Annotated in this window: 19 protein-coding genes; 8 read left to right on the top strand and 11 right to left on the bottom strand. The window is 66.3% G+C overall.

All coding sequences use genetic code 11. The features are described 5' to 3' along the window. Window positions 1-3: 3 nt before the first annotated feature. From nrdE to QQ25_RS11880, 4 genes are all read right to left on the bottom strand, one after another. Entirely contained in the window at window positions 4-2,172 is a 2,169-nt protein-coding gene (gene nrdE / locus QQ25_RS11895; protein ID WP_082017510.1) for a class 1b ribonucleoside-diphosphate reductase subunit alpha, read from the bottom strand. After that, window positions 2,139-2,591, bottom strand: a complete 453-nt coding sequence (nrdI, locus tag QQ25_RS11890; RefSeq protein WP_039318207.1) for a class Ib ribonucleoside-diphosphate reductase assembly flavoprotein NrdI — start codon at window positions 2,589-2,591, stop codon at window positions 2,139-2,141. Before nrdI ends, nrdE begins: the two co-directional genes overlap by 34 nt. Window positions 2,592-2,626: 35 nt before the next feature. Continuing rightward, complete coding sequence (locus QQ25_RS11885; protein ID WP_029111492.1) at window positions 2,627-2,866, bottom strand: redoxin NrdH; 240 nt, start codon at window positions 2,864-2,866, stop codon at window positions 2,627-2,629. A 502-nt stretch (window positions 2,867-3,368) separates the two neighbouring features. After that, window positions 3,369-3,911, bottom strand: a complete 543-nt coding sequence (locus tag QQ25_RS11880) for an NAD(P)H-dependent oxidoreductase (protein WP_039378891.1) — start codon at window positions 3,909-3,911, stop codon at window positions 3,369-3,371. 89 nt (window positions 3,912-4,000) lie between these two features. Here QQ25_RS11880 and QQ25_RS11875 point away from each other — a divergent pair, with 89 nt between their 5' ends. The 3 genes from QQ25_RS11875 to QQ25_RS11865 are packed head-to-tail and all read left to right on the top strand — an operon-like array spanning window position 4,001 to window position 6,891. Further along, window positions 4,001-4,618: a TetR/AcrR family transcriptional regulator gene (locus QQ25_RS11875; RefSeq protein WP_039378890.1), complete on the top strand. Its 618-nt coding sequence runs from the start codon at window positions 4,001-4,003 to the stop codon at window positions 4,616-4,618. 4 nt (window positions 4,619-4,622) lie between these two features. Continuing rightward, window positions 4,623-5,702, top strand: coding sequence for a DNA polymerase IV (locus QQ25_RS11870; RefSeq protein WP_039318196.1), 1,080 nt, complete (start codon window positions 4,623-4,625; stop codon window positions 5,700-5,702). 10 nt (window positions 5,703-5,712) lie between these two features. Beyond that, the gene (locus QQ25_RS11865; RefSeq protein WP_039378888.1) at window positions 5,713-6,891 is read left to right on the top strand and encodes an AAA family ATPase; all 1,179 of its coding nucleotides are present in this window, start codon (window positions 5,713-5,715) and stop codon (window positions 6,889-6,891) included. On the opposite strand, the gene QQ25_RS11860 is transcribed toward QQ25_RS11865, so the two are convergent. Further along, entirely contained in the window at window positions 6,888-7,781 is an 894-nt protein-coding gene (locus QQ25_RS11860) for an SDR family oxidoreductase (protein ID WP_039318193.1), read from the bottom strand. The genes QQ25_RS11865 and QQ25_RS11860 overlap by 4 nt on opposite strands. Window positions 7,782-7,792: 11 nt before the next feature. Continuing rightward, window positions 7,793-8,458 (bottom strand): TetR/AcrR family transcriptional regulator, encoded by a 666-nt coding sequence (locus tag QQ25_RS11855; protein ID WP_039318192.1) that lies wholly within the window; start codon window positions 8,456-8,458, stop codon window positions 7,793-7,795. Between the two features lie 128 nt (window positions 8,459-8,586). Here QQ25_RS11855 and QQ25_RS11850 point away from each other — a divergent pair, with 128 nt between their 5' ends. Beyond that, window positions 8,587-10,068 carry a cytochrome P450 gene (locus tag QQ25_RS11850; RefSeq protein ID WP_039318190.1) on the top strand — a complete coding sequence of 494 codons (1,482 nt, stop codon included), beginning with the start codon at window positions 8,587-8,589 and terminating at the stop codon, window positions 10,066-10,068. Between the two features lie 83 nt (window positions 10,069-10,151). Here the strand turns inward: QQ25_RS11850 and QQ25_RS11845 are convergent, their stop codons facing one another. Beyond that, entirely contained in the window at window positions 10,152-10,613 is a 462-nt protein-coding gene (locus QQ25_RS11845; RefSeq protein ID WP_082017563.1) for a 2-isopropylmalate synthase, read from the bottom strand. A gap of 223 nt (window positions 10,614-10,836) precedes the next feature. Here QQ25_RS11845 and QQ25_RS11840 point away from each other — a divergent pair, with 223 nt between their 5' ends. Next, on the top strand, window positions 10,837-11,598 hold the full coding sequence (locus QQ25_RS11840; protein ID WP_039318186.1) for a sulfite exporter TauE/SafE family protein: 762 nt from the start codon (window positions 10,837-10,839) through the stop codon (window positions 11,596-11,598). 2 nt (window positions 11,599-11,600) lie between these two features. On the opposite strand, the gene QQ25_RS11835 is transcribed toward QQ25_RS11840, so the two are convergent. Both QQ25_RS11835 and QQ25_RS11830 read right to left on the bottom strand, forming a co-directional pair. After that, on the bottom strand, window positions 11,601-12,665 hold the full coding sequence (locus QQ25_RS11835) for a phosphotransferase family protein (RefSeq protein WP_039378884.1): 1,065 nt from the start codon (window positions 12,663-12,665) through the stop codon (window positions 11,601-11,603). 29 nt (window positions 12,666-12,694) lie between these two features. Beyond that, the gene (locus tag QQ25_RS11830) at window positions 12,695-13,510 is read right to left on the bottom strand and encodes a class I SAM-dependent methyltransferase (protein ID WP_039378883.1); all 816 of its coding nucleotides are present in this window, start codon (window positions 13,508-13,510) and stop codon (window positions 12,695-12,697) included. A gap of 160 nt (window positions 13,511-13,670) precedes the next feature. On the opposite strand from QQ25_RS11830, the gene QQ25_RS11825 reads away from it, so the two are divergent. Further along, window positions 13,671-14,345 carry a winged helix-turn-helix transcriptional regulator gene (locus QQ25_RS11825; RefSeq protein ID WP_039378880.1) on the top strand — a complete coding sequence of 225 codons (675 nt, stop codon included), beginning with the start codon at window positions 13,671-13,673 and terminating at the stop codon, window positions 14,343-14,345. A 4-nt stretch (window positions 14,346-14,349) separates the two neighbouring features. Here QQ25_RS11825 and poxB read toward each other — a convergent pair whose 3' ends face one another. Next, window positions 14,350-16,086 (bottom strand): ubiquinone-dependent pyruvate dehydrogenase, encoded by a 1,737-nt coding sequence (poxB, locus tag QQ25_RS11820; RefSeq protein ID WP_039378879.1) that lies wholly within the window; start codon window positions 16,084-16,086, stop codon window positions 14,350-14,352. 71 nt (window positions 16,087-16,157) lie between these two features. After that, complete coding sequence (locus QQ25_RS11815) at window positions 16,158-16,925, bottom strand: SDR family NAD(P)-dependent oxidoreductase (protein WP_039318176.1); 768 nt, start codon at window positions 16,923-16,925, stop codon at window positions 16,158-16,160. Window positions 16,926-17,091: 166 nt separating this feature from the next. Between QQ25_RS11815 and QQ25_RS11810 the strand changes: the two genes are divergently transcribed. Both QQ25_RS11810 and QQ25_RS11805 read left to right on the top strand, forming a co-directional pair. Further along, window positions 17,092-17,472, top strand: a complete 381-nt coding sequence (locus QQ25_RS11810; protein ID WP_039378877.1) for a GatB/YqeY domain-containing protein — start codon at window positions 17,092-17,094, stop codon at window positions 17,470-17,472. 21 nt (window positions 17,473-17,493) lie between these two features. Beyond that, window positions 17,494-19,017 carry an ATP-dependent DNA ligase gene (locus QQ25_RS11805; RefSeq protein WP_039378876.1) on the top strand — a complete coding sequence of 508 codons (1,524 nt, stop codon included), beginning with the start codon at window positions 17,494-17,496 and terminating at the stop codon, window positions 19,015-19,017. Window positions 19,018-19,112 lie beyond the last annotated feature (95 nt).

Genomic DNA, 19,112 nt, shown 5'->3' with positions numbered 1-19,112 from the left:
GCGTCACAGCATGCAGCTGACGCAACCTTCGACCTCGGTCCCCTCCAGCGCCATCTGCCGCAACCGGATGTAGTACAGCGTCTTGATGCCCTTGCGCCAGGCGTAGATCTGCGCCCGGTTGACGTCGCGGGTGGTGGCGGTGTCCTTGAAGAACAGTGTCAGCGAAAGACCTTGATCCACATGCTGAGTCGCCGCGGCGTAAGTGTCGATGATCTTCTCGTACCCGATCTCATATGCATCCTGGTAGTACTCCAGGTTGTCGTTGGTCAGGTACGGCGCCGGGTAATAGACGCGACCGATCTTGCCTTCCTTGCGGATCTCGATCTTCGATGCCACCGGGTGAATCGAGGACGTCGAGTGGTTGATGTATGAGATCGAACCGGTCGGCGGAACGGCCTGCAGGTTCTGGTTGTAGATGCCGTGCTTCTGCACCGACTCCTTCAACTGCTTCCAGTCGTCCTGCGTCGGGATGTGGATCTCGGCGTCGGCGAAGATCTGTCGGACCTTGTCGGTGGCCGGCTCCCACGCCTGCTCGGTGTACTTGTCGAAGAACTCACCGGAGGCGTACTTGGAGTCCTCGAACCCGCCGAAGCTCGTACCTCGTTCGATCGCAATGAGATTCGACGCCCGCAGGGCGTGGAACAGCACGGTGTAGAAGTAGATATTGGTGAAGTCGATGCCCTCTTCGGAGCCGTAGTGGATCCGCTCGCGGGCCAGGTAACCGTGCAGGTTCATCTGCCCGAGGCCGATCGCATGCGAGGTGTTGTTGCCCTGCTCGATCGAGGGCACCGACCAGATGTGCGTCTGATCGCTCACCGCGGTCAGTGCCCGGATGGCCACCTCGATGGATTGCGCGAAATCCGGGGAATCCATCGTCTTGGCGATGTTCATCGACCCGAGGTTGCACGAGATGTCCTTGCCCACCTTGGAATAGGACAGGTCGTCGTTGAACTCCGAGGCGGTGGAGACCTGCAGGATCTCCGAGCACAGGTTGGAGTGGGTGATCTTGCCGGCGATCGGATTGGCCCGATTCACGGTGTCCTCGTACATGATGTACGGGTAGCCCGACTCGAACTGCAGCTCGGCCAGCGTCTGGAAGAACTCGCGCGCCTTGATCTTGGTCTTGCGAATCCGCGCGTCGTCGACCATCTCGTAGTACTTCTCGGTCACCGAGATGTCGGCGAACGGCACGCCGTAGACCTTCTCGACGTCGTACGGCGAGAAGAGGTACATGTCCTCGTTATTCTTGGCCAGCTCGAAGGTGATGTCCGGGATCACCACGCCGAGGCTCAGCGTCTTGATCCGGATCTTCTCGTCGGCGTTCTCGCGCTTGGTGTCGAGGAACCGGTAGATGTCGGGATGGTGAGCGTGCAGGTACACCGCACCGGCACCTTGGCGGGCGCCGAGCTGGTTGGCGTAGGAGAACGAGTCCTCCAGCAGCTTCATGATCGGGATGACGCCCGAGCTCTGGTTCTCGATGTTCTTGATCGGGGCGCCGTGCTCACGAATGTTGGTGAGCAGCAAGGCGACTCCGCCGCCGCGCTTGGACAGCTGCAGCGCCGAGTTGATCGAGCGCCCGATGGACTCCATGTTGTCCTCGATGCGCAGCAGGAAGCAGCTGACCGGCTCGCCGCGCTGTTTCTTGCCCGAGTTGAGGAACGTGGGGGTGGCCGGCTGGAAGCGGCCGTCGATGATCTCGTCGACGAGTTTCTCGGCCAGCACCGTGTCGCCGGCGGCCAAGGTCAGCGCCACCATCACGACGCGATCTTCGAAGCGCTCCAGATAGCGCTTTCCGTCGAAGGTCTTGAGCGTGTAGGAGGTGTAGTACTTGAACGCACCAAGGAACGTCGGGAACCGGAACTTCTTGGCGTAGGCCCGATCCAGCAGGCTCTTGACGAAGTTGCGGCTGTACTGGTCGAGCACCTCGCGCTCGTAGTACTCCTTCTCGACCAGGTAGTCGAGCTTCTCGTCCTGGCTGTGGAAGAACACCGTGTTCTGGTTGACGTGCTGCAGGAAGTACTCCCGCGCGGCCCGCACATCTTTGTCGAACTGAATCTTGCCGTCGGCATCGTACAAATTCAGCATCGCGTTGAGCGCGTGGTAATCAGTCTCTCCAGGCAGAGCGTGCCCGGCGTTGGTTACAGGCTCTGCAGCTGTGACGGTTGGTGGCACGTCTGGTCCTTCCAAAAGTCTTTCAACCCCGCGCGGACAGCTTCGACATCGTCCGGGGTTCCCATGAGTTCGAAGCGATAGAGGTACGGCACACCGCATTTGCGCGAGACCACATTGCCCGCGTACGCGAACTCCGCACCGAAGTTGTTGTTGCCCGCGGCGATGACGCCGCGGATCAACGACCGATTGTGTTCATTGTTCAGAAAAGCGATGACCTGCTTGGGCACATAGCCGCCGTTGTCGATGTCCGGGGTGGCACGGCCGCCGCCGTAGGTGGGCAGGATCAGAACGTAGGGTTCGTGCACCTCGATGCGGCCGTGCAGCGGGATCCGGGTGACTCGGTCTTCGGGCCACTTCAGCTTCTCGACGAAGCGGTGGGTGTTCTCCGAGACACTGGAGAAGTAGACGAGATGACTCATCGTGTTCTCCGTCCTCCCCCGTTGATGACCTTCCGTTACGCGCTGGCCGCGACTGTGCTGAGTGCCTTGATCCGATCCGGCCGGAAGCCCGACCAGTGCTCGTTGCCGGCCACCACAACGGGGGCCTGCAGGTAGCCGAGCGCCATGACGTAGTCACGGGCCTCGCTGTCAAGGGTGATGTCGACCTTCTCGAATTCGATGCCCTGCTTCTCCAACGCCTTGTAGGTGGCGTTGCACTGCACGCATGCGGGCTTGGTGTACACGGTGACGGTCATCTTCGGTACGGCTCCTCTTGCGGAAAGTGAAAAAACTAGACAGGTGACTGGCAACTGATCGGGTCTTACGTTTCGCTTAAGTTCAGCGACCTTCGGGCCGCCAAAATTCCTGCCGGTCGAAGCCGCTCTCCGGCTGGTCTTGAAACCGACTCGGCCGGATTCGCTGCGCTCCGGCCGGCTCCCGAACTGTGGTGGCCTGTCGGTCTCACAGACACTACACCTAGTGGCCGACAGTTCGAAGTCATACAACATGTTCTGAATAACATTTCTGAAATTCCCAGGTCGTAAGCTTGCCAGCAACCACGCCGACGGCGTGTCGCGCCCAACTTGACAGACCGTGTCGCGCCGCACCCCTAGATGTACCACCAGCCACCGACAAGGTGGCCTCACATACAGCCGCCGGTCCCTCAATAGCAAAGCCGCCGGCCGGGTCCCAGGACCCAACCGGCGGCAGGAATTTTGCCCGAAAGCGTCGCCAACGGCAAAACGCCAAGACGAACCCTCAGCCGACCTCAACTGTGAGCTTGCCCACAATGTCGCGGAGCGCTTGAGCGACCTCTGCGTTCTCTCTCGGATGCTTGCCGTCGAGCGACTTGGACGGCACCGAGAGCTTGAGATCCTCGACCACACGCGGTCCGGCGATACCGAACGACTTGCGGGTCTCGTCGTGCGCCCACACGCCGCCGTACTGACCGAGCGCGGCGCCGACCACCGCGAGCGGCTTGTCCTTGAGCGCGCCGTTGCCCCACGGCCGGGACAGCCAGTCGATGGCGTTCTTCAATACGCCCGGGATGCTGCCGTTGTATTCGGGAGTGACGACGAGCGTCGCGTCGGCCTCGGCGGCTGCTGCCCGTAGCGCGACCACAGGCTCGGCCACGCCGTCCCCATCAATGTCCTCGTTATAGAAGGGCAGCTCTCCGAGCCGGTCGAAGATCCGCAATTCCACCCCGTCAGGCGCCTGCTCCACCGCGAGCTCGGCGAGCTGCCGGTTGATGGATGCCGCACGCAAGCTTCCGATCAACACCAGCACCTTGATATCGGCCATGTTTCAGTCTCCTTGTTCGCTTCGCCCGATCTTCGCAACAATCAACCGGACTGTGGTCCGATTAATTCCGGCTGAGTTAAAGTGCAGTTGTGGCAGCCACCGACCGCCCGCCCCGGCTCGCGGGCATCGACCCGGTGCCACAGGAACGTGGCCCAGGGCGTGTCGATGCCGCCCGCAACCGCGCACTGATCCTCGACGCCGCACGGCGACTCATTGCCGAACGCGGGCCCGACGCGGTCAGTACCGACGATATCGCGATCGCAGCGGGCGTCGGGAAGGGAACGGTGTTCCGCAGGTTCGGCAGCCGCGCGGGGCTGATGATGGTGCTGCTCGACGAGGACGAGACCGCCGAACAGAACGCCTTCATGTTCGGCCCGCCCCCGCTGGGCCCCGGCGCGCCTCCACTGGAACGGCTGCTGGCCTACGGGGCGGATCGACTCCGGTTCGTGCACTGCCATCAGGCGCTCCTGTCCGATGCCATCCGCGACCCCGCGCTGCGCTACACCGGGCCGTTCACCCTGCACCGCACCCACGTCCGGATGTTGCTCGAAACCGCGGGCACCACAGGCGACCTCGACGCGCAGGCCGATGCCCTGATCGCGCTGCTCGACGCTGACTACCTGGCATATCAACTCTCCCTCGGCCGCAGTCTCGACGACATGGTCACCGCCTGGCAGGACACTGCCCGCAAGTTGTGTGGCCATTAGTGCGATGACCGCCTGGGTGCTGCATGTAGACCTCGACCAGTTCCTGGCCTCGGTGGAGTTGCGCCGCCATCCCGAACTTGAGGGCCTGCCCGTCATCGTCGGCGGCAGTGGAGATCCCACCGAGCCCCGCAAGGTGGTCACCTGCGCGTCGTATCAGGCCCGCGAGTTCGGGGTGCACGCCGGCATGCCGTTGCGCACGGCGGCGCGCAAATGTCCCGACGCCACCTTCCTGCCGTCGGATCCGGAGGCGTACGACGCGGCATCAGAACAGGTGATGGGTCTGCTGCGCGATCTCGGCCACCCACTGGAGGTCTGGGGCTGGGACGAGGCCTATCTGGGCGCCGAGGTCAACGATCCCGTCGAGTTGGCCGAGCGCATCCGCACCGTGATCGCCGCCGAGACCGGGTTGTCGTGCTCGGTCGGGATCAGCGACAACAAACAGCGCGCCAAGGTGGCGACGGGGCTGGCCAAACCCGCCGGTGTCTACGTGCTCACCGAGGCCAACTGGATGTCGGTGATGGGCGACCGTCCGACCGATGCGCTGTGGGGTGTCGGACCCAAGACCACCAAAAAGCTTGCCGCGCTGGGTATTACCACCGTCGCCGACCTTGCGTCGACCGACGCCACGGTCCTCACCTCGACCTTCGGGCCCAGCACCGGGCTGTGGATCCTGTTGCTGGCCAAGGGCGGCGGCGATACAGAGGTCAGCTCCGAGCCATGGGTTCCGCGGTCACGCAGTCACGTCATCACGTTCCCCCGGGACCTCACCGACCGCGATGAGATGGAGGACGCGATCCGCGACCTGACCCGGCGGACCCTGGACGAGGTGGTCGAGCAGGGCCGCATCGTCACCCGAGTGGCGGTCACCGTACGCACGGCGACGTTCTATACCCGTACCAAGATCCGGAAGCTCGCCGCGCCGAGCACTGACGTCGATGTCATCACCGACACCGCGCTCGCGGTGTTCGGTCAGTTCGAGCCGGACCGACCGATCCGGCTGCTGGGCGTTCGGCTGGAGTTGGCGATGGACGAGGTTCCCACCGGCCCGACTGTCACCGACCCGATTGTCCCCGCCGACCAATAACCTCGACCCCATGTTGCAGACCATCGCGGTTCGGGGCTACCGCTCGCTGCGGGAGGTGATCCTGCCGTTGGCCGAACTCACGGTGGTCACCGGTGCCAACGGCAGCGGCAAGTCGTCCATCTACCGCGCACTGCGGCTGCTGGCCGACTGCGGACGGGGTCAGGTGATCGGATCGCTCGCCCGCGAGGGCGGCCTGCAGTCCGTCTTGTGGGCGGGGCCCGAACAACCGAACGCACAGACCCAGGGCACCGTCCGAACCCGTCCGGTATCCCTCGAACTCGGCTTCGCCGCAGACGATTTCGGTTATCTGGTGGATCTGGGGCTGCCACAGATGGCCGGCTCTGGTGGCGAGCCGTCGGCCTTCGCCCAGGATCCCGAGATCAAACGCGAGGTGGTGTTCGCCGGGCCGGTGCTGCGCCCGGCCTCGACGCTGGTGAGCCGCACCCGCGAGTACGCCGAGGTCGCCGCGCAATCGGGCCGCGGCTTCGATGAGCTGACCCGCTCATTGCCGTCCTACCGCAGCGTGCTCGCCGAATACGCCCACCCGGACGCGCTGCCGGAACTGTCGGCCGTCTCCGACCGGCTGCGTGACTGGCGGTTCTACGACGGGTTCCGGGTCGACGCCGGAGCGCCGGCCCGCCAACCCCACGTCGGCACCCGCACCCCGGTGCTCTCCGACGACGGCTCAGATCTGGCCGCGGCAGTTCAGACGATCGTCGAAACGACCTTCGACGATCTGGCCCGAGCGGTGGCCGAGGCGTTCGACGGGGCCACCATCTCGGTCTCGGTCAACGATGGCCTGTTCGATCTGCAGCTGCGCCAGCGCGGCATGCTACGACCGTTGCGCGCCGCCGAATTGTCCGACGGCACACTGCGTTTCCTGTTGTGGGCGACGGCGCTGGCCAGCCCTCGGCCACCATCGCTGATGGTGCTCAACGAGCCGGAGACGTCGTTGCACCCCGACCTGGTCCGGCCGTTGGCCTCGCTCATCAAGACTGCCGCGAAACAGACCCAGGTGGTGGTCGTGACGCACTCCCGTGCGCTGCTCGACTTCCTGGAAACCACACCCGCCGCCGACGAAGAGCGGAGCACCGCGATCGAGGTGGAGCTCTACAAAGAGTGGGGGGAAACGAAGGTGACCGGGTTCGGCATGCTCAACACACCGTCCTGGCATTGGGGAAAGCGCTAGCGCTGCACGCTCTTCGGCCGCAGCGCCCGGCTGAATAGAACGTTGACCTGGCGCATCGCCACGCTGTAGGGCCACCACGCCACGCGTTTGAAGGCGTACAGGGCGCGGATGTCGGCCGAGGTGTAGATCAGGAAGCGGTTGCGCGCCATGCCGGCCAGGATCTTTTCGGCGGCCTTCTCCGGTGAGATGGCGTGGCCGGCGAAGCGGTCCACCCACTTCTGCACGTTCGGATCCTCGCGGTCCACGCCCGCGATCTGAACCGTCTGCACCAGACCGGTTTTCACCGCGCCCGGCACCACGACCGAGACCCCGATGCGGTGTCGCGCCAAGTCGAACCGCAGCACCTCGCTCAGCCCGCGCAGCCCGTACTTGCTGGCGCTGTAGGCACTGTGCCAGGGCAACGCGACAATGCCGGCGGCCGAGGAGACGTTCACCAGGTGCCCGCCGCGGCGTGCCTGCACCATCGGCGGCAGGAAAGTCTCGATCACGTGGATCGGGCCCATCAGGTTGACGTCGATCATCGAGCGCCAGTGCTGATGGGTGAGTTGGTCGACGGTCCCCCACGCCGATATCCCGGCGATGTTCATCACCACGTCCATCGACGAGTGCGCGGCATGGACGTCCGCGGCGAAGGCTGCCACCTGGTCGTAATCAGAGATGTCCAGGGCCCGGTGGGCGGGCACCTGGGCGCCCAGCGCCCTGGCGTCGGCGACGGTCTGCGCCAACCCCACTTCGTCGCGGTCGGTCAGATAGAGTTCGGCACCCCGACGCGCCAGCGCCAGCGCCGTGGCCCGGCCGATGCCACTGGCCGCACCCGTGATCAGACACCTTTTTCCCTGGAAGTCCGCGCGACGCGTCGCCCGACCGTTACCAGCGGTATCGCTCCCCATGCCGGTGAACCTTACCTGTGACGCTCGGCCTCTTGGCCACCCCACAGTGCGTTGAGCCACAGCCGCTCGACGATGTCGAGCGCACGTGCCGGATCGGTGCCACGCCCGACGAATGCCGAGTCGTGCGCCAGCGTCATCGCCGTCGTCGCGACCAGGGTGCGCACCAGCGCCGGCAGATCGTCGGAGATCGGGCGGGCACCCTCGTCCTGCTCGACGAGGCCGACGATCTGGCCGATGACGGCGTCCTCGTAGTCGTTCATGATTTCCCGGATCTGGGCGTCGGTGTTCTGCGCGACGGTGCAGGCCGACATGATCGGGTCGTTGGTGGCGAAGACGGTGGCAGCGCTGCCGACCATCCGTTTGGCGAAGGCCGCTGGTGTCTCGCCGGAATCCCGAGGCGCGTAGTTGTGCGTCAACGCGGCAAGTTGTTCCATCACGTCGGACACGATCACGGCCAGCACCGCGTACTTCGAGTCGAAGTAGAAGTAGAAGCCCGAGCGGGCCACCCCGGCGCGTTCGCTGATGGTGCTCACCGACAGATCGGCGAACGACTGCTCCTCGAGCAGGTCCCGCACGGCCGCCACGATGGCCTCGCGTTGCCGGTCGCCCCGGCTGCGACGGGCCTGTGGACGCCCGGCGGAGCCATTGCTGCTCCCGGGTATCGATTCGGCGGTCATGGCATTAGACCTTTGCATCCACGACGCGCCACTTCAAAACTTGACATGCGTCAAGTCTGACAGTCAGGATGGCCTCAAGTGGTGACATCGACCACACTTCGTCAGCCTTTTATGGTCAGGAGCGGCCCATGGCAACCATCAGCACCCCGCACTACCTGCTCGATCAGGCCAAGCGCCGGTTCACCCCGACACCCAACACCCTGCCGGGCATGGGCGCGCTGGAAAAGCGCCTCAAGGCCAAGCAGTGGGACCAGTTCGTGTTCGCCGAGCCCCCGGCCGGCAGTGGACTCAAGCCGATCAGCGGCGACTCCGGTTTGCCGATCATCGGCCACATGATCGAGATCTTCCGCGGCGGTCCGGACTTCATTTTGGAGCTCTACCGCAAGCACGGTCCGATCTACTACGCCCAGTCCCCCGCGTTGTCGTCGGTGATGGCGCTGGGCCCCGACGCCACCCAGGCGGTGTTCTCCAACCGCAACAAGGACTTCTCGCAGCGTGCCTGGGATCCGGTGATCGGACCCTTCTTCGAGGGCGGCCTGATGCTGCTCGACTTCGACGAGCACATGTTCCACCGCCGGATCATGCAGGAGGCGTTCACCCGGACGCGGCTGAGCGGCTACATCTCCCATATCGATTCGGTGGCCTCGGCCGTGCTGGCCGACGACTGGGTGGCCGACGACCCGCGCTTCCTTCTGCACCCGGCGATGAAGGAACTCACGCTCGACATCGCCTCCGAGGTGTTCATGGGTGTACCGGCCGGCACCGACCGGGCCCTGGTCACCACCGTCAACAACGCGTTCACCACCACCACTCGGGCCGGCAACGCGATCGTGCGGACCCCGGTGCCGCCGCTGAAGTGGTGGCGGGGCATCCAGGCCCGCAAGACCCTCGAGGAGTACTTCGCCAGCCGCATCGCCGAGAAGCGGCAGTCGGAGAGCACCGACATGTTCAGCGTGCTGTGTCATACCGCCGACGAGGACGGGCAGTCCTTCACCGATGATCAGATCATCAGCCACATGATCTTCTTGATGATGGCCGCACACGACACGTCGACTTCGACGATGACGACGATGTGCTACCACCTGGCGGCCAATCCGGAGTGGCAGGAACGGCTGCGCGACGACTCCGCCCGGATCGGCGACGGACCCCTGGACTTCGAGTCGCTGGACAAGCTGGAAACCTACGACCTGGTGATCAACGAGTCGCTGCGGATGATGACGCCGCTGCCGTTCAACTTCCGCCAGGCGGTGCGCGACACCGACCTGCTGGGCCACTTCATCCCGGCCGGGACGAGCGTGGTGACGTGGCCGTCGATCAACCACCGCCTGCCCGAACTGTGGACCGATCCGGACAAGTTCGACCCGGATCGCTTCGCCGAGCCGCGCAGCGAACACAAGAAGCACCGCTACGCGTTCGCGCCGTTCGGCGGTGGCGCGCACAAGTGCATCGGCATGGTGTTCGGCCAGCTGGAGATCAAGACCGTGATGCACCGGCTGCTGCGCCGCTACAAGCTGGAACTCGCCAGCCCGGACTACAAGCCGAGCTACGACTACGGCGGCATGCCGGTGCCGATCGACGGCATGCCGATCGTGCTGCGCCCGCTGCGCTGATTTGGCGGTCCAGTGGCCAGTTGTTACACGCTTGCTTGGAATTTGCGTGGCACAACTGGCCACTCGGCGCTGTCAGGCCGGGGTCAGGCAGCCAGCAGCCGATTGGCGCACGCGATCACCGCATGCAGCGCCGACTGCTCCGGATCATCGGCCAGGCCCATGGCCCACTCGCTGTGCACGCCGTCGCTGCCTTCGATGAAAGTCGCGGTCCGATCGCCGGTGGGCAGCTGGTGAAACGACCGGGTTTCAACCGGGATCCCGCGCGCGTAGAGCATCTCGGTCAGCGCGGCGACGGGTCCGCTCGCGGCCACGGTCAACGTACTGATGGTGTCGCCCAAGGCCAGCGTGGCCTGGTAGTGCCGCGCCTGCGGGCCCAACCTGCCCGCTGAACGCTCAGTGTCGGTGCAGGTCCACTGACCCAGTTTCAACGCACCCGGGCCGGTCGCGTATTCGGCCAGGAACTGTTCCCAGGAGGCGGCCTCGCCGGCCTCTCGCAGGCCGCGCGGCAGAGGGTTGGAGAAATGGGCCGCGAACGTCGGTGCCATGTCCGATTGCTGGGCTGATGAAGCGATGTGCATGTGCCGGTCTTCTCTGGTTAGAGGAAAGTGACCGACGAAGTAGCGAACGACCCACAGCGAGGGGTCGGTCTGATCAGACCCCGCTGCGGGTTGCTACTACAAGTCGCCTTGGCACGTTGGCGATGCTAGACGCAGCCCGGGCGGTCATGCAAACACTTTCGCTCCGTATTCTCGGCGGCGTGAAAACCGCATGAGCATCGGCGACGTCGTCTTGCTCGTCCTGGCCGGGATCGCCGGCGGGCTCACCGGCAGTATCGCCGGCCTGGCCTCGGTGGCCACCTATCCCGCGCTGCTGCTGATCGGCTTGCCTCCGGTCACCGCGAACGTGACCAACACCGTGGCGCTGGTGTTCAACGGCATCGGCTCGGTGTTGGGGTCGCGGCCCGAGCTCGCCGGGCAGAGCGCCTGGATCAAACGGATCATCCCGGTCGCGGTGGCCGGCGGGGCACTCGGCGCGGCGCTGCTGTTGTGCACGCCGGCCGAGGGCTTCGAGAAGGTGGTCCCGCTGCTGCTGGCCTTCGCATCGGTGGCGATCCTGCTGCCTCGTAGCCGCCCGGAGCCGACGCGGGTGGCCGATCATCGCGCGCATCGGATCAAGGTCACCATGGAGGCCGGGGCCATCTTCCTGATCACCATCTACGGCGGTTATTTCGGTGCTGCGGCCGGGGTGCTGCTGCTGGCGCTGCTGCTACGGACCGGCGGTGCGACGCTCGCGCATGCCAACGCTTCCAAGAACGTGATCCTCGGCGTCGCCAATTCGGTTGCGGCGGTGGCGTTCATCGTGGTCGCCCCGGTGTACTGGCCGGCCGTCATCCCGTTGGGTGCCGGCTGCCTGATCGGCTCACGCCTCGGGCCGATGATCGTGCGTCGTGCCCCCGCCGCCCCGCTGCGGTTCCTGATCGGCGCAGCGGGCGTGGCCCTTGCCGTCAAGCTCGCGCTCGACACGTACTGAGATCAGCCGAAGGGGTTGTCGCCCTTGGCCACCCGCGCCCCCAGCGCGATGAGGTTCTCCGCCGAGGCGTGCAGCTGCTCCCCGGCTTCGCGGCTGGCCCGCCCGGCCAGATACCGCGACCAGGTGCCTTCGATGACGATGCCGAGCTTGAAGCAGGCCAGCGCCACATACCAGTCCAGTTGCCCGGTCTGCCTGCCCCCGGCAGACCGGTAGGCCTCGACCAGCTCACTGCGGTGGGCCAGGCCGCCCAGGGCCGCCAGGGCCGATCCCGCGTTGATGGGGTTGGGATCATCGGGCCAGCACACCAGCATCCACCCGAGATCGAGCAGCGGGTCACCGACCGTGCACATCTCCCAGTCGATGAACGCGGCCAGCTCGGGGGTGTCCCGGCGCAGCAGCACGTTGTTCAGGTGCGCATCGCCGTGCATGATTCCCGGCTCTGCATCTGCCGGCCGGGTGTCCTCCAACCACTGCGCCAACTCTCGCACCCCGGTCAACGTGTCGGGTGAATAGTGCTCGTGCCGGTAGCTGTCCAGCAGCCCCAGAAATTGCGGAACCTGGCGGGCCAGAAACGATCCCGGTCGACGGATGGCCGCCAGTTCGCTGTTCTCCCAGGCGACGTTGCCGAGTTCGGCCAGGCTGCCGGCGTACGACAAGCCGACGCGGTGCCGCAGGTCGGCCGAGGCCTCATACGCCGGGCTCACCTCGGTACCCGGGTTGAATCCGTCGACCTCCTCCATGAGGTAGAACACCACGCCGATGACGTCGAGATCGGTGCAGGCGGCGATGAACCCCGGGTGCGGCACGGAAGAGCCGGCCAACGTGCGCAGCACCGCGATCTCCCGCAGCATGGTCTTGTCACTGGTCGGCCGCGGGTGTAATGGCGGGCGGCGCAACACCATTCGTCGGCCGTCGACGCACATGCCCACCACGATGTTCTGGGTGCCGCCGGTCAACGGTGCGACGTCGGTCAGGGTCGTGCCGATTCGCTCTGCCTGCAACCAACGCGCAATGGCGTCCTGATCGGTGGCACTGAGGGTCGGCAATTCCTGGACATCGTCGGGCATGAAGCCATGGTGCCAGCTGCCCTTCCGGATCAGCGCACGTTCGCCACTGTCAACAGGTATTCCCACGGCATCGTGGAGCCGGTGAGGAACCGGTCGCCCAGCGCGGCGATCTCGGCGTCCAGTGCCACAACCCGTTCGGCGTCGGCGGCAATGGCCCGGTAGGCCGAGATCGTGGGGCCGTAGTTCGCCTTGAAATGGTCGCGGAACGCGGCTCCGTCGGCGTAGGCGTCGACGGCCAGTTCCCGCCGCTCACAGGTCAACTCGCCGACCCGATCGCCCAGCAGGGTACGCAGGTACTCCTCGTCGCCCCAGCGCGGCGGCGGGGACACCCCGGGCGGCGGCGCGGGCACATACGGTTTCATGGTGGCGAACAGCTGCCCGATGAATCCCTCCGGCGTCCACGCGATCAGGCCGATCCGCCCGCCCGGACGGGTCACCCTGAGCAGTTCGTCGGCGGCCCGCTGGTGGTGCGGCGCGAACATCACCCCGATGCAGGACAGCACCGTGTCGAAGGAATCGTCGTCATAGGGCAACGCCTCGGCGTTGGCCTCGGCCCAGTCGATTGTCACGCCGGCCTCCGCGCTCAGCCGCCGCCCCTGTTCGAGGAGTTCCGGGCACAGGTCGCTGGCGGTCACCTGCGCACCGGTCGCAGCGGCGGGAATGGCGGCGTTGCCGGTCCCGGCCGCCACGTCCAGCACGCGGTCACCAGGGCCGATGCCGCTCGCTTCGACCAGGACAGGCCCCAGCGGGCGCACGATGTTCGCGGCGATCGCCGCGTAGTCTCCCAGCGCCCACAACGCCCGGTGTTTGGCCTCGAGCTCACGGTCGGTTGTCGTGACGTTCATGGCAGCTCCCTTCGCAGGTCGGTTTCATCGTCATCCCGCACGGTGCGGCCGATCCAGTACCAGATCTGTAGTGGGCCCGCTTCTGGATCTGTACTGGCTTCGGAGCCCCGACAGCGGTGTACTTATGACACTGCGCACTTCCCGGGGAGGTAGACCGCCGATGTCGACATACGGCCAGTTCTGTCCGATGGCCAAGGCCATGGAACTGCTCGATGAGCGCTGGACCATGCTGGTGGTCCGGGAACTGCTACTGGGCAGCACCCACTTCAACGATCTGCGGCGCGGCGTGCCCAAGATGTCGCCGGCACTGTTGTCCAAACGGCTGAAGTCCCTGACCCGCGCCGGTGTTGTCGAACGCAACGAGACCGACGGCCGTGCAACCTATTCCCTCACCCCGTGCGGTCAGGAGCTGGCCGGCGTGGTGACCGCGCTCGGCGCGTGGGGTGTGCGGTGGATCGGTGAACTCGGCGAGCAGGATCTCGATCCGCACCTGTTGATGTGGGACATGCGGCGCACTATCCCGATCGATGACTGGCCGCGCGCACGCACCACGATCGCGTTCGTCCTCGACGGCGTCGCGCCCAAGGCGTCGAGATGGTGGCTGACGGTCAGTGACGGACAGGCCGATGTCTGCGATTTCGATCCCGGCTACGAGGTTGCCGGCACGGTGCAGGCCCACCTGCGCACGCTGATCGAGATCTGGCGCGGCGATGCCGGCTGGGCCCGGGCCGTGCTCGACGGCAGTGTCGCGCTCTCGGGACCCAGCGAGGTGCGCCGCGCCATCCCCAGATGGCTGGGCCAGAGCCCCGCCGCCGCGATTCCGCGGCCGGCCTGAGCGGTCAGTCCAGGATGCGGCGGGCGACGTTGGTGGTGACCAGGTCCAGCAGTTCGTCGCCGCGCCCGGCCAGGATGGTGCGGATCGCATAGAGCGAGAAGCCCTTGGCCTGTTCGACGGTGATGGCCGGCGGTATCGACAGTTCCTGGCGGGCGGTGACGACGTCGACGAGGGCGGGGCCGTCGTGCGCGAAGGCGTCGGCAATGGCGCCTTCGAGGTCTGCCGGTTCGGTGACCCGCCTTCCGAAGATGCCCATGGACCGGGCCACGGCGGCGAAGTCCGGATTGACCAGGTCGGTGCCGAACGTGACGATGCCCGCGGCCTTCATCTCGAGTTCGACGAAATTCAGCGACGAGTTGTTGAACACGATCAGCTTGACCGGCAGCCCGTTCTGGATCAGCGTGACCAGCTCACCGAAGAGCATGGTCAGGCCTCCGTCGCCGGCAAGTGCGATCACCTGCCGGTCGGGGAACACGGTCTGCGCGCCGATCGCGTGCGGCAGTGCGTTGGCCATGGTGCCGTGGTTGAACGATCCGATGAGCCTGCGCCGGCCGTTCATGGTCAGGTATCGGGCCGCCCACACCACAGGGGACCCGACATCGCAGGTGAACACCGCGTCGTCGGTGGCGAGCCGGTTGGCCAGCGCGGCAACATATTCCGGGCGGATCGGGGTCTTGTCCCGGTCGTTGACCGCCAGTGAGTCCAGCGTGGCGCGGGTCTTGCGGTAGTGGCGTAGTGACCGGTCCAGGTGGTCCCGGTTGCTCTTGGGTCGCAGCAGCGGCTGCAGGGCGGCCAAGGTGTCTCTGACGCTGCCGCGCAGGCCGAGATCAATCGGCGTGCGGCGGCCGAGGTTGCGGCCGCGGATGTCGACCTGGATGACGGTGGCACCCTCGGGATAGAACTGCTGATACGGAAAGTCGGTGCCCAGCATCAGCAGGGTGTCGGCTTCTTTGATGGCCTTGTAACCCGAGGCGAAACCGAGGAGTCCCGTCATCCCGACATCGAACGGGTTGTCGTACTCGATGAATTCCTTGCCCCGCAACGCATGGACGATCGGGGCTTGCAGGGTGGACGCCAGTTCGATCAGGGCGTCGTGCGATCCGGCCACGCCGGCACCACCCAGGATCGTGACGCGCTCGGCGTTGTTGAGGATGTCGGCAGCCCGGCGCACCGCCTCATCGTCCGGACGCGCGATCGATCGGGTGGGCCGCACCGGGCGCGACGTCCAATCGGTGCCCCCGGCGCGTTGCAGGAAGATCTCGCCGGGGATGACGACGACGGCGACGCCGCTGTCCTCGATCGCGGCACGCATGGCCATCGCGAGGATTCGCGGCAGCATCTCGGGGGTGCTGACGAGCTCGCAGTACACGCTGCACTCGCGAAACAGGTCCTGCGGGTGGGTTTCCTGGAAGTACTCCGACCCGATTTCGGTCCGCGGAATGTGGGCGGCGATGGCCAGCACCGGGACGCGGCTGCGGTTGGCGTCGAACAGCCCGTTGATCAGGTGCAGATTGCCTGGACCGCAACTACCCGCGCATACGGCCAATTGCCCGGTCAGCGCGGCATCGGCGGCCGCGGCGAAGGCAGCGGTCTCCTCGTGCCGGACGTGTTCCCAGGCGATGTCACCGCTGCGGCGGATGGCGTCGGTGAAGCCGTTGAGACTGTCGCCGGGCAGGCCGTAGACCCGTCGCACCCCGCTCAGTGTCAGTGCGGAGATGACCTGGTCTGCGATGGTCGCCATTGCGCCTCCCCGGTATGCGATTCCGGCGTGATCGGTGACGCTGGGCGTCCTCGATCACGCCGGAATTCACTCTACTTGGGGGCGAAGCGCTGACCGGCGTCCAAACGCAGGCACTGCCCGTTGAGCATCGGGTTCTCGGCGATCGCGACCGCGAGCTTGGCGTACTCCTCCGGCTTGCCCAGGCGCTTGGGGAAGGCGGCGTCCTTGGTGAGCACCGCGGCGAACTCGTCGGGGATGCCCTCGGTCAGGCCGGTGGCGAACAGGCTCGGCGCGATGGCCAGCACGCGAATGCCGAGGCTGCCCAGGTCGCGCGCCATGGTCAGGCACATGCCGGCGATGGCGGCCTTGGACGCGGTGTAGGCGACCTGCCCGATCTGGCCCTCGAACGCCGCGATGGAGGCGGTGTTGATGATGACGCCGCGCTCCTCGGCCTCGGCATCGACGGGCTCGTTCTTGCTCATGTGCCAGGCGGCGAGCCGGCTGATGTTGAACGTGCCGATCAGGTTGAGGTCGATGGTGGAGCGGAACGAGTCCAGGCTGTGCGGGCCGTCCTTCTTGATGGTGCGCTCACCGATACCCCCACCTGCGGTGGTCACGATGATGTGCAGGCCCCCCAGGGCGGTGACCGCCTCTTCCAGCACCTTCTCGGTGCCGTCGAAGTCGGTGACGTCGACGGGGAAGAACGAGCCGCCGATCGCGTCGGCCACTTCCTGCCCCTTGGATTGCGGCCGGTCCAGCACGGCCACGCTCGCTCCACGCTTGGCCAATGCCTCCGCGGTGGCCCGGCCGAAGCCCGACGCGCCGCCGACGACGATGGCCTTCTTGCCTTCGATCTCCATCTAGCTTCCTTTCCAAAAATGACCGAAATCGTAATGCAACCTATCTCATCAACCCTTCCCGTAAGCCTTTCGGGTTCTCTCCGGATGCCCGCGCCGATCTCCGTTGCACCGCCACCGTGCGTAAATCCCTCGACGCCGGCCCACGACCCGATTAGGTTCGCCTGCCATGACACCTGCCCAGCGCTGGCGCGACCGACTCCGCGAGACGCTGCTGTCGGCGCGCAAATCCCGTGACACCACCGGCGTCACCGCGATCCGGTCGGCGTTGAGTGCCATCGACAATGCCGAGACACCGGCGCCCGATCAGACCGATACCCGCACCGGCGGACCGATCGCAGGCGCGGTGTCGGGCGTGGGCTCGACCGAGGTCGCCCGCCGGGTGCTCAGCGATCGCGAGATTCGCGGCCTCATTCAGGCCGAGGTCGATGAACGGCTCACGGCGGCAGACGAATACATCGCCAACGGGCACCATGAACGAGCGTCGGATCTGCAGTCGCAGGCCGCCGTGCTGACGCAGGTGCTCAACCAAACGCCGGAGGTTGTCTGAGCCTCGTGGCACGCTGATCACGTGTTGCTCGCCGACGTCGCCGCCGCATCTGCCGACATCGCGGGTACATCCGCGCGCCTGACAAAGATCGACCGCATCGCGGCCGTGCTGGCCGTGGCCGCCGCGGAGGCAGACGCCCGCACCGTGGCGGTCACGGTGTCCTGGCTGTCCGGGGAGCTCCCCCAACGCCAGATCGGTGTCGGGTGGGCGGCGCTGCGCTCACTACCGCCGCCGGCCGAGATCCCCTCCTTGACCGTCACCGGCGTCGACGCGGCGTTCAGCGAGATCAAGAACACCGCGGGCAAGGGCTCGCAGGCTCAGCGTGCCGAGTTGGTGCGGGGCCTTTTCGCGACAGCCACGGAAACCGAGCAGACCTTCCTACGGCGGCTCCTCGGCGGCGAGCTACGCCAGGGCGCCCTGGCCGGGGTGATGGCCGACGCGGTGGCCCGTGCCTCCGGCATACCCGCCGCCGAGGTACGGCGCGCCGCGATGCTCGCGGGTGATCTGCCCGCCGTTGCCGCCGCGGCGGCCACCGGCGGCCGCGAAGCCCTGGCGGAGTTCCAGCTGCAGGTCGGCCGCCCGGTCGGCCCGATGCTCGCGCAGACGGCGACCGCGGTGGAGGATGCGCTCGAACGGCTGGGCGGCACAGTAATTTTGGAGGCAAAGCTCGATGGCGCCCGGGTACAGATCCATCGCAAGGGATCGGAGGTGTCGGTGTTCACGCGCAGCCTCGACGATGTCACCATCCGGTTGCCCGAGGTGGTCGCGGCGACGCTGGCCCTGCCGGCCACCGATCTGATCGCCTACGCCGAGGCCATCGCGCTGCGCCCGGACAACCGCCCGCACCCCTTTCAGGTCACCGCCGCCAGGTTCGGCCGCAAGACCCCGAACGACCTCGAACCGTTGTCGGTGTTCTTCTTCGATCTGCTGCACGTCGATGGCCGGGACCTGCTCGATCTGCCCACCGATCAGCGGCTGGCCGCACTCGACGCACTGGTCCCGCACGACCGGCGCGTCGATCGCGTCGTCACCTCGGATACCGCGGTCGCGCAAGAGTTTCTGGACCGTACCCTGGCCGCCGGCCATGAGGGCGTGATGGCGAAGTCGCCGGCGGCCCCGTATGAAGCGGGCCGCCGCGGTGCCGGCTGGCTCAAGGTCAAGCCCGTGCACACGCTCGATCTCGTCGTGCTTGCCGTCGAACGCGGCTCGGGGCGACGCACCGGCAAGCTCTCCAACATTCATCTGGGGGCCAGAGATCCGGACACCGGCGGATACGTGATGCTGGGCAAGACGTTCAAGGGCATGACCGATGCGATGCTGGCGTGGCAGACCGAGCGCTTCCGGGAACTGCAGGTCGGCGACGACGGCTGGGTGGTCACGGTCCGGCCGGAGCAGGTCGTCGAGATCGCCTTCGACGGCGTCCAGCGGTCGAGCCGGTACCCCGGTGGGGTCGCCCTGCGGTTCGCCCGAGTGCTGCGCTACCGCGACGACAAGACTCCCGACGAAGCGGACACGATCGATACCGTGCGCGCATTCCTCACCTGACCTGTCCTCGGTTTCCTGGTTAGGGTGCGGAAACCGGGATTCGATGCCACGCGGTTTGGCGCGATGGAAGGATTCAGGCGACGCGCACGACACTG

It is taken from the genome of Mycolicibacterium setense (genome assembly GCF_000805385.1).
Lineage (GTDB): Bacteria > Actinomycetota > Actinomycetes > Mycobacteriales > Mycobacteriaceae > Mycobacterium > Mycobacterium setense.
The sequence above is the reverse complement of the archived record's forward strand: the minus strand, read 5'-3'. Positions and strand labels throughout refer to the sequence as shown.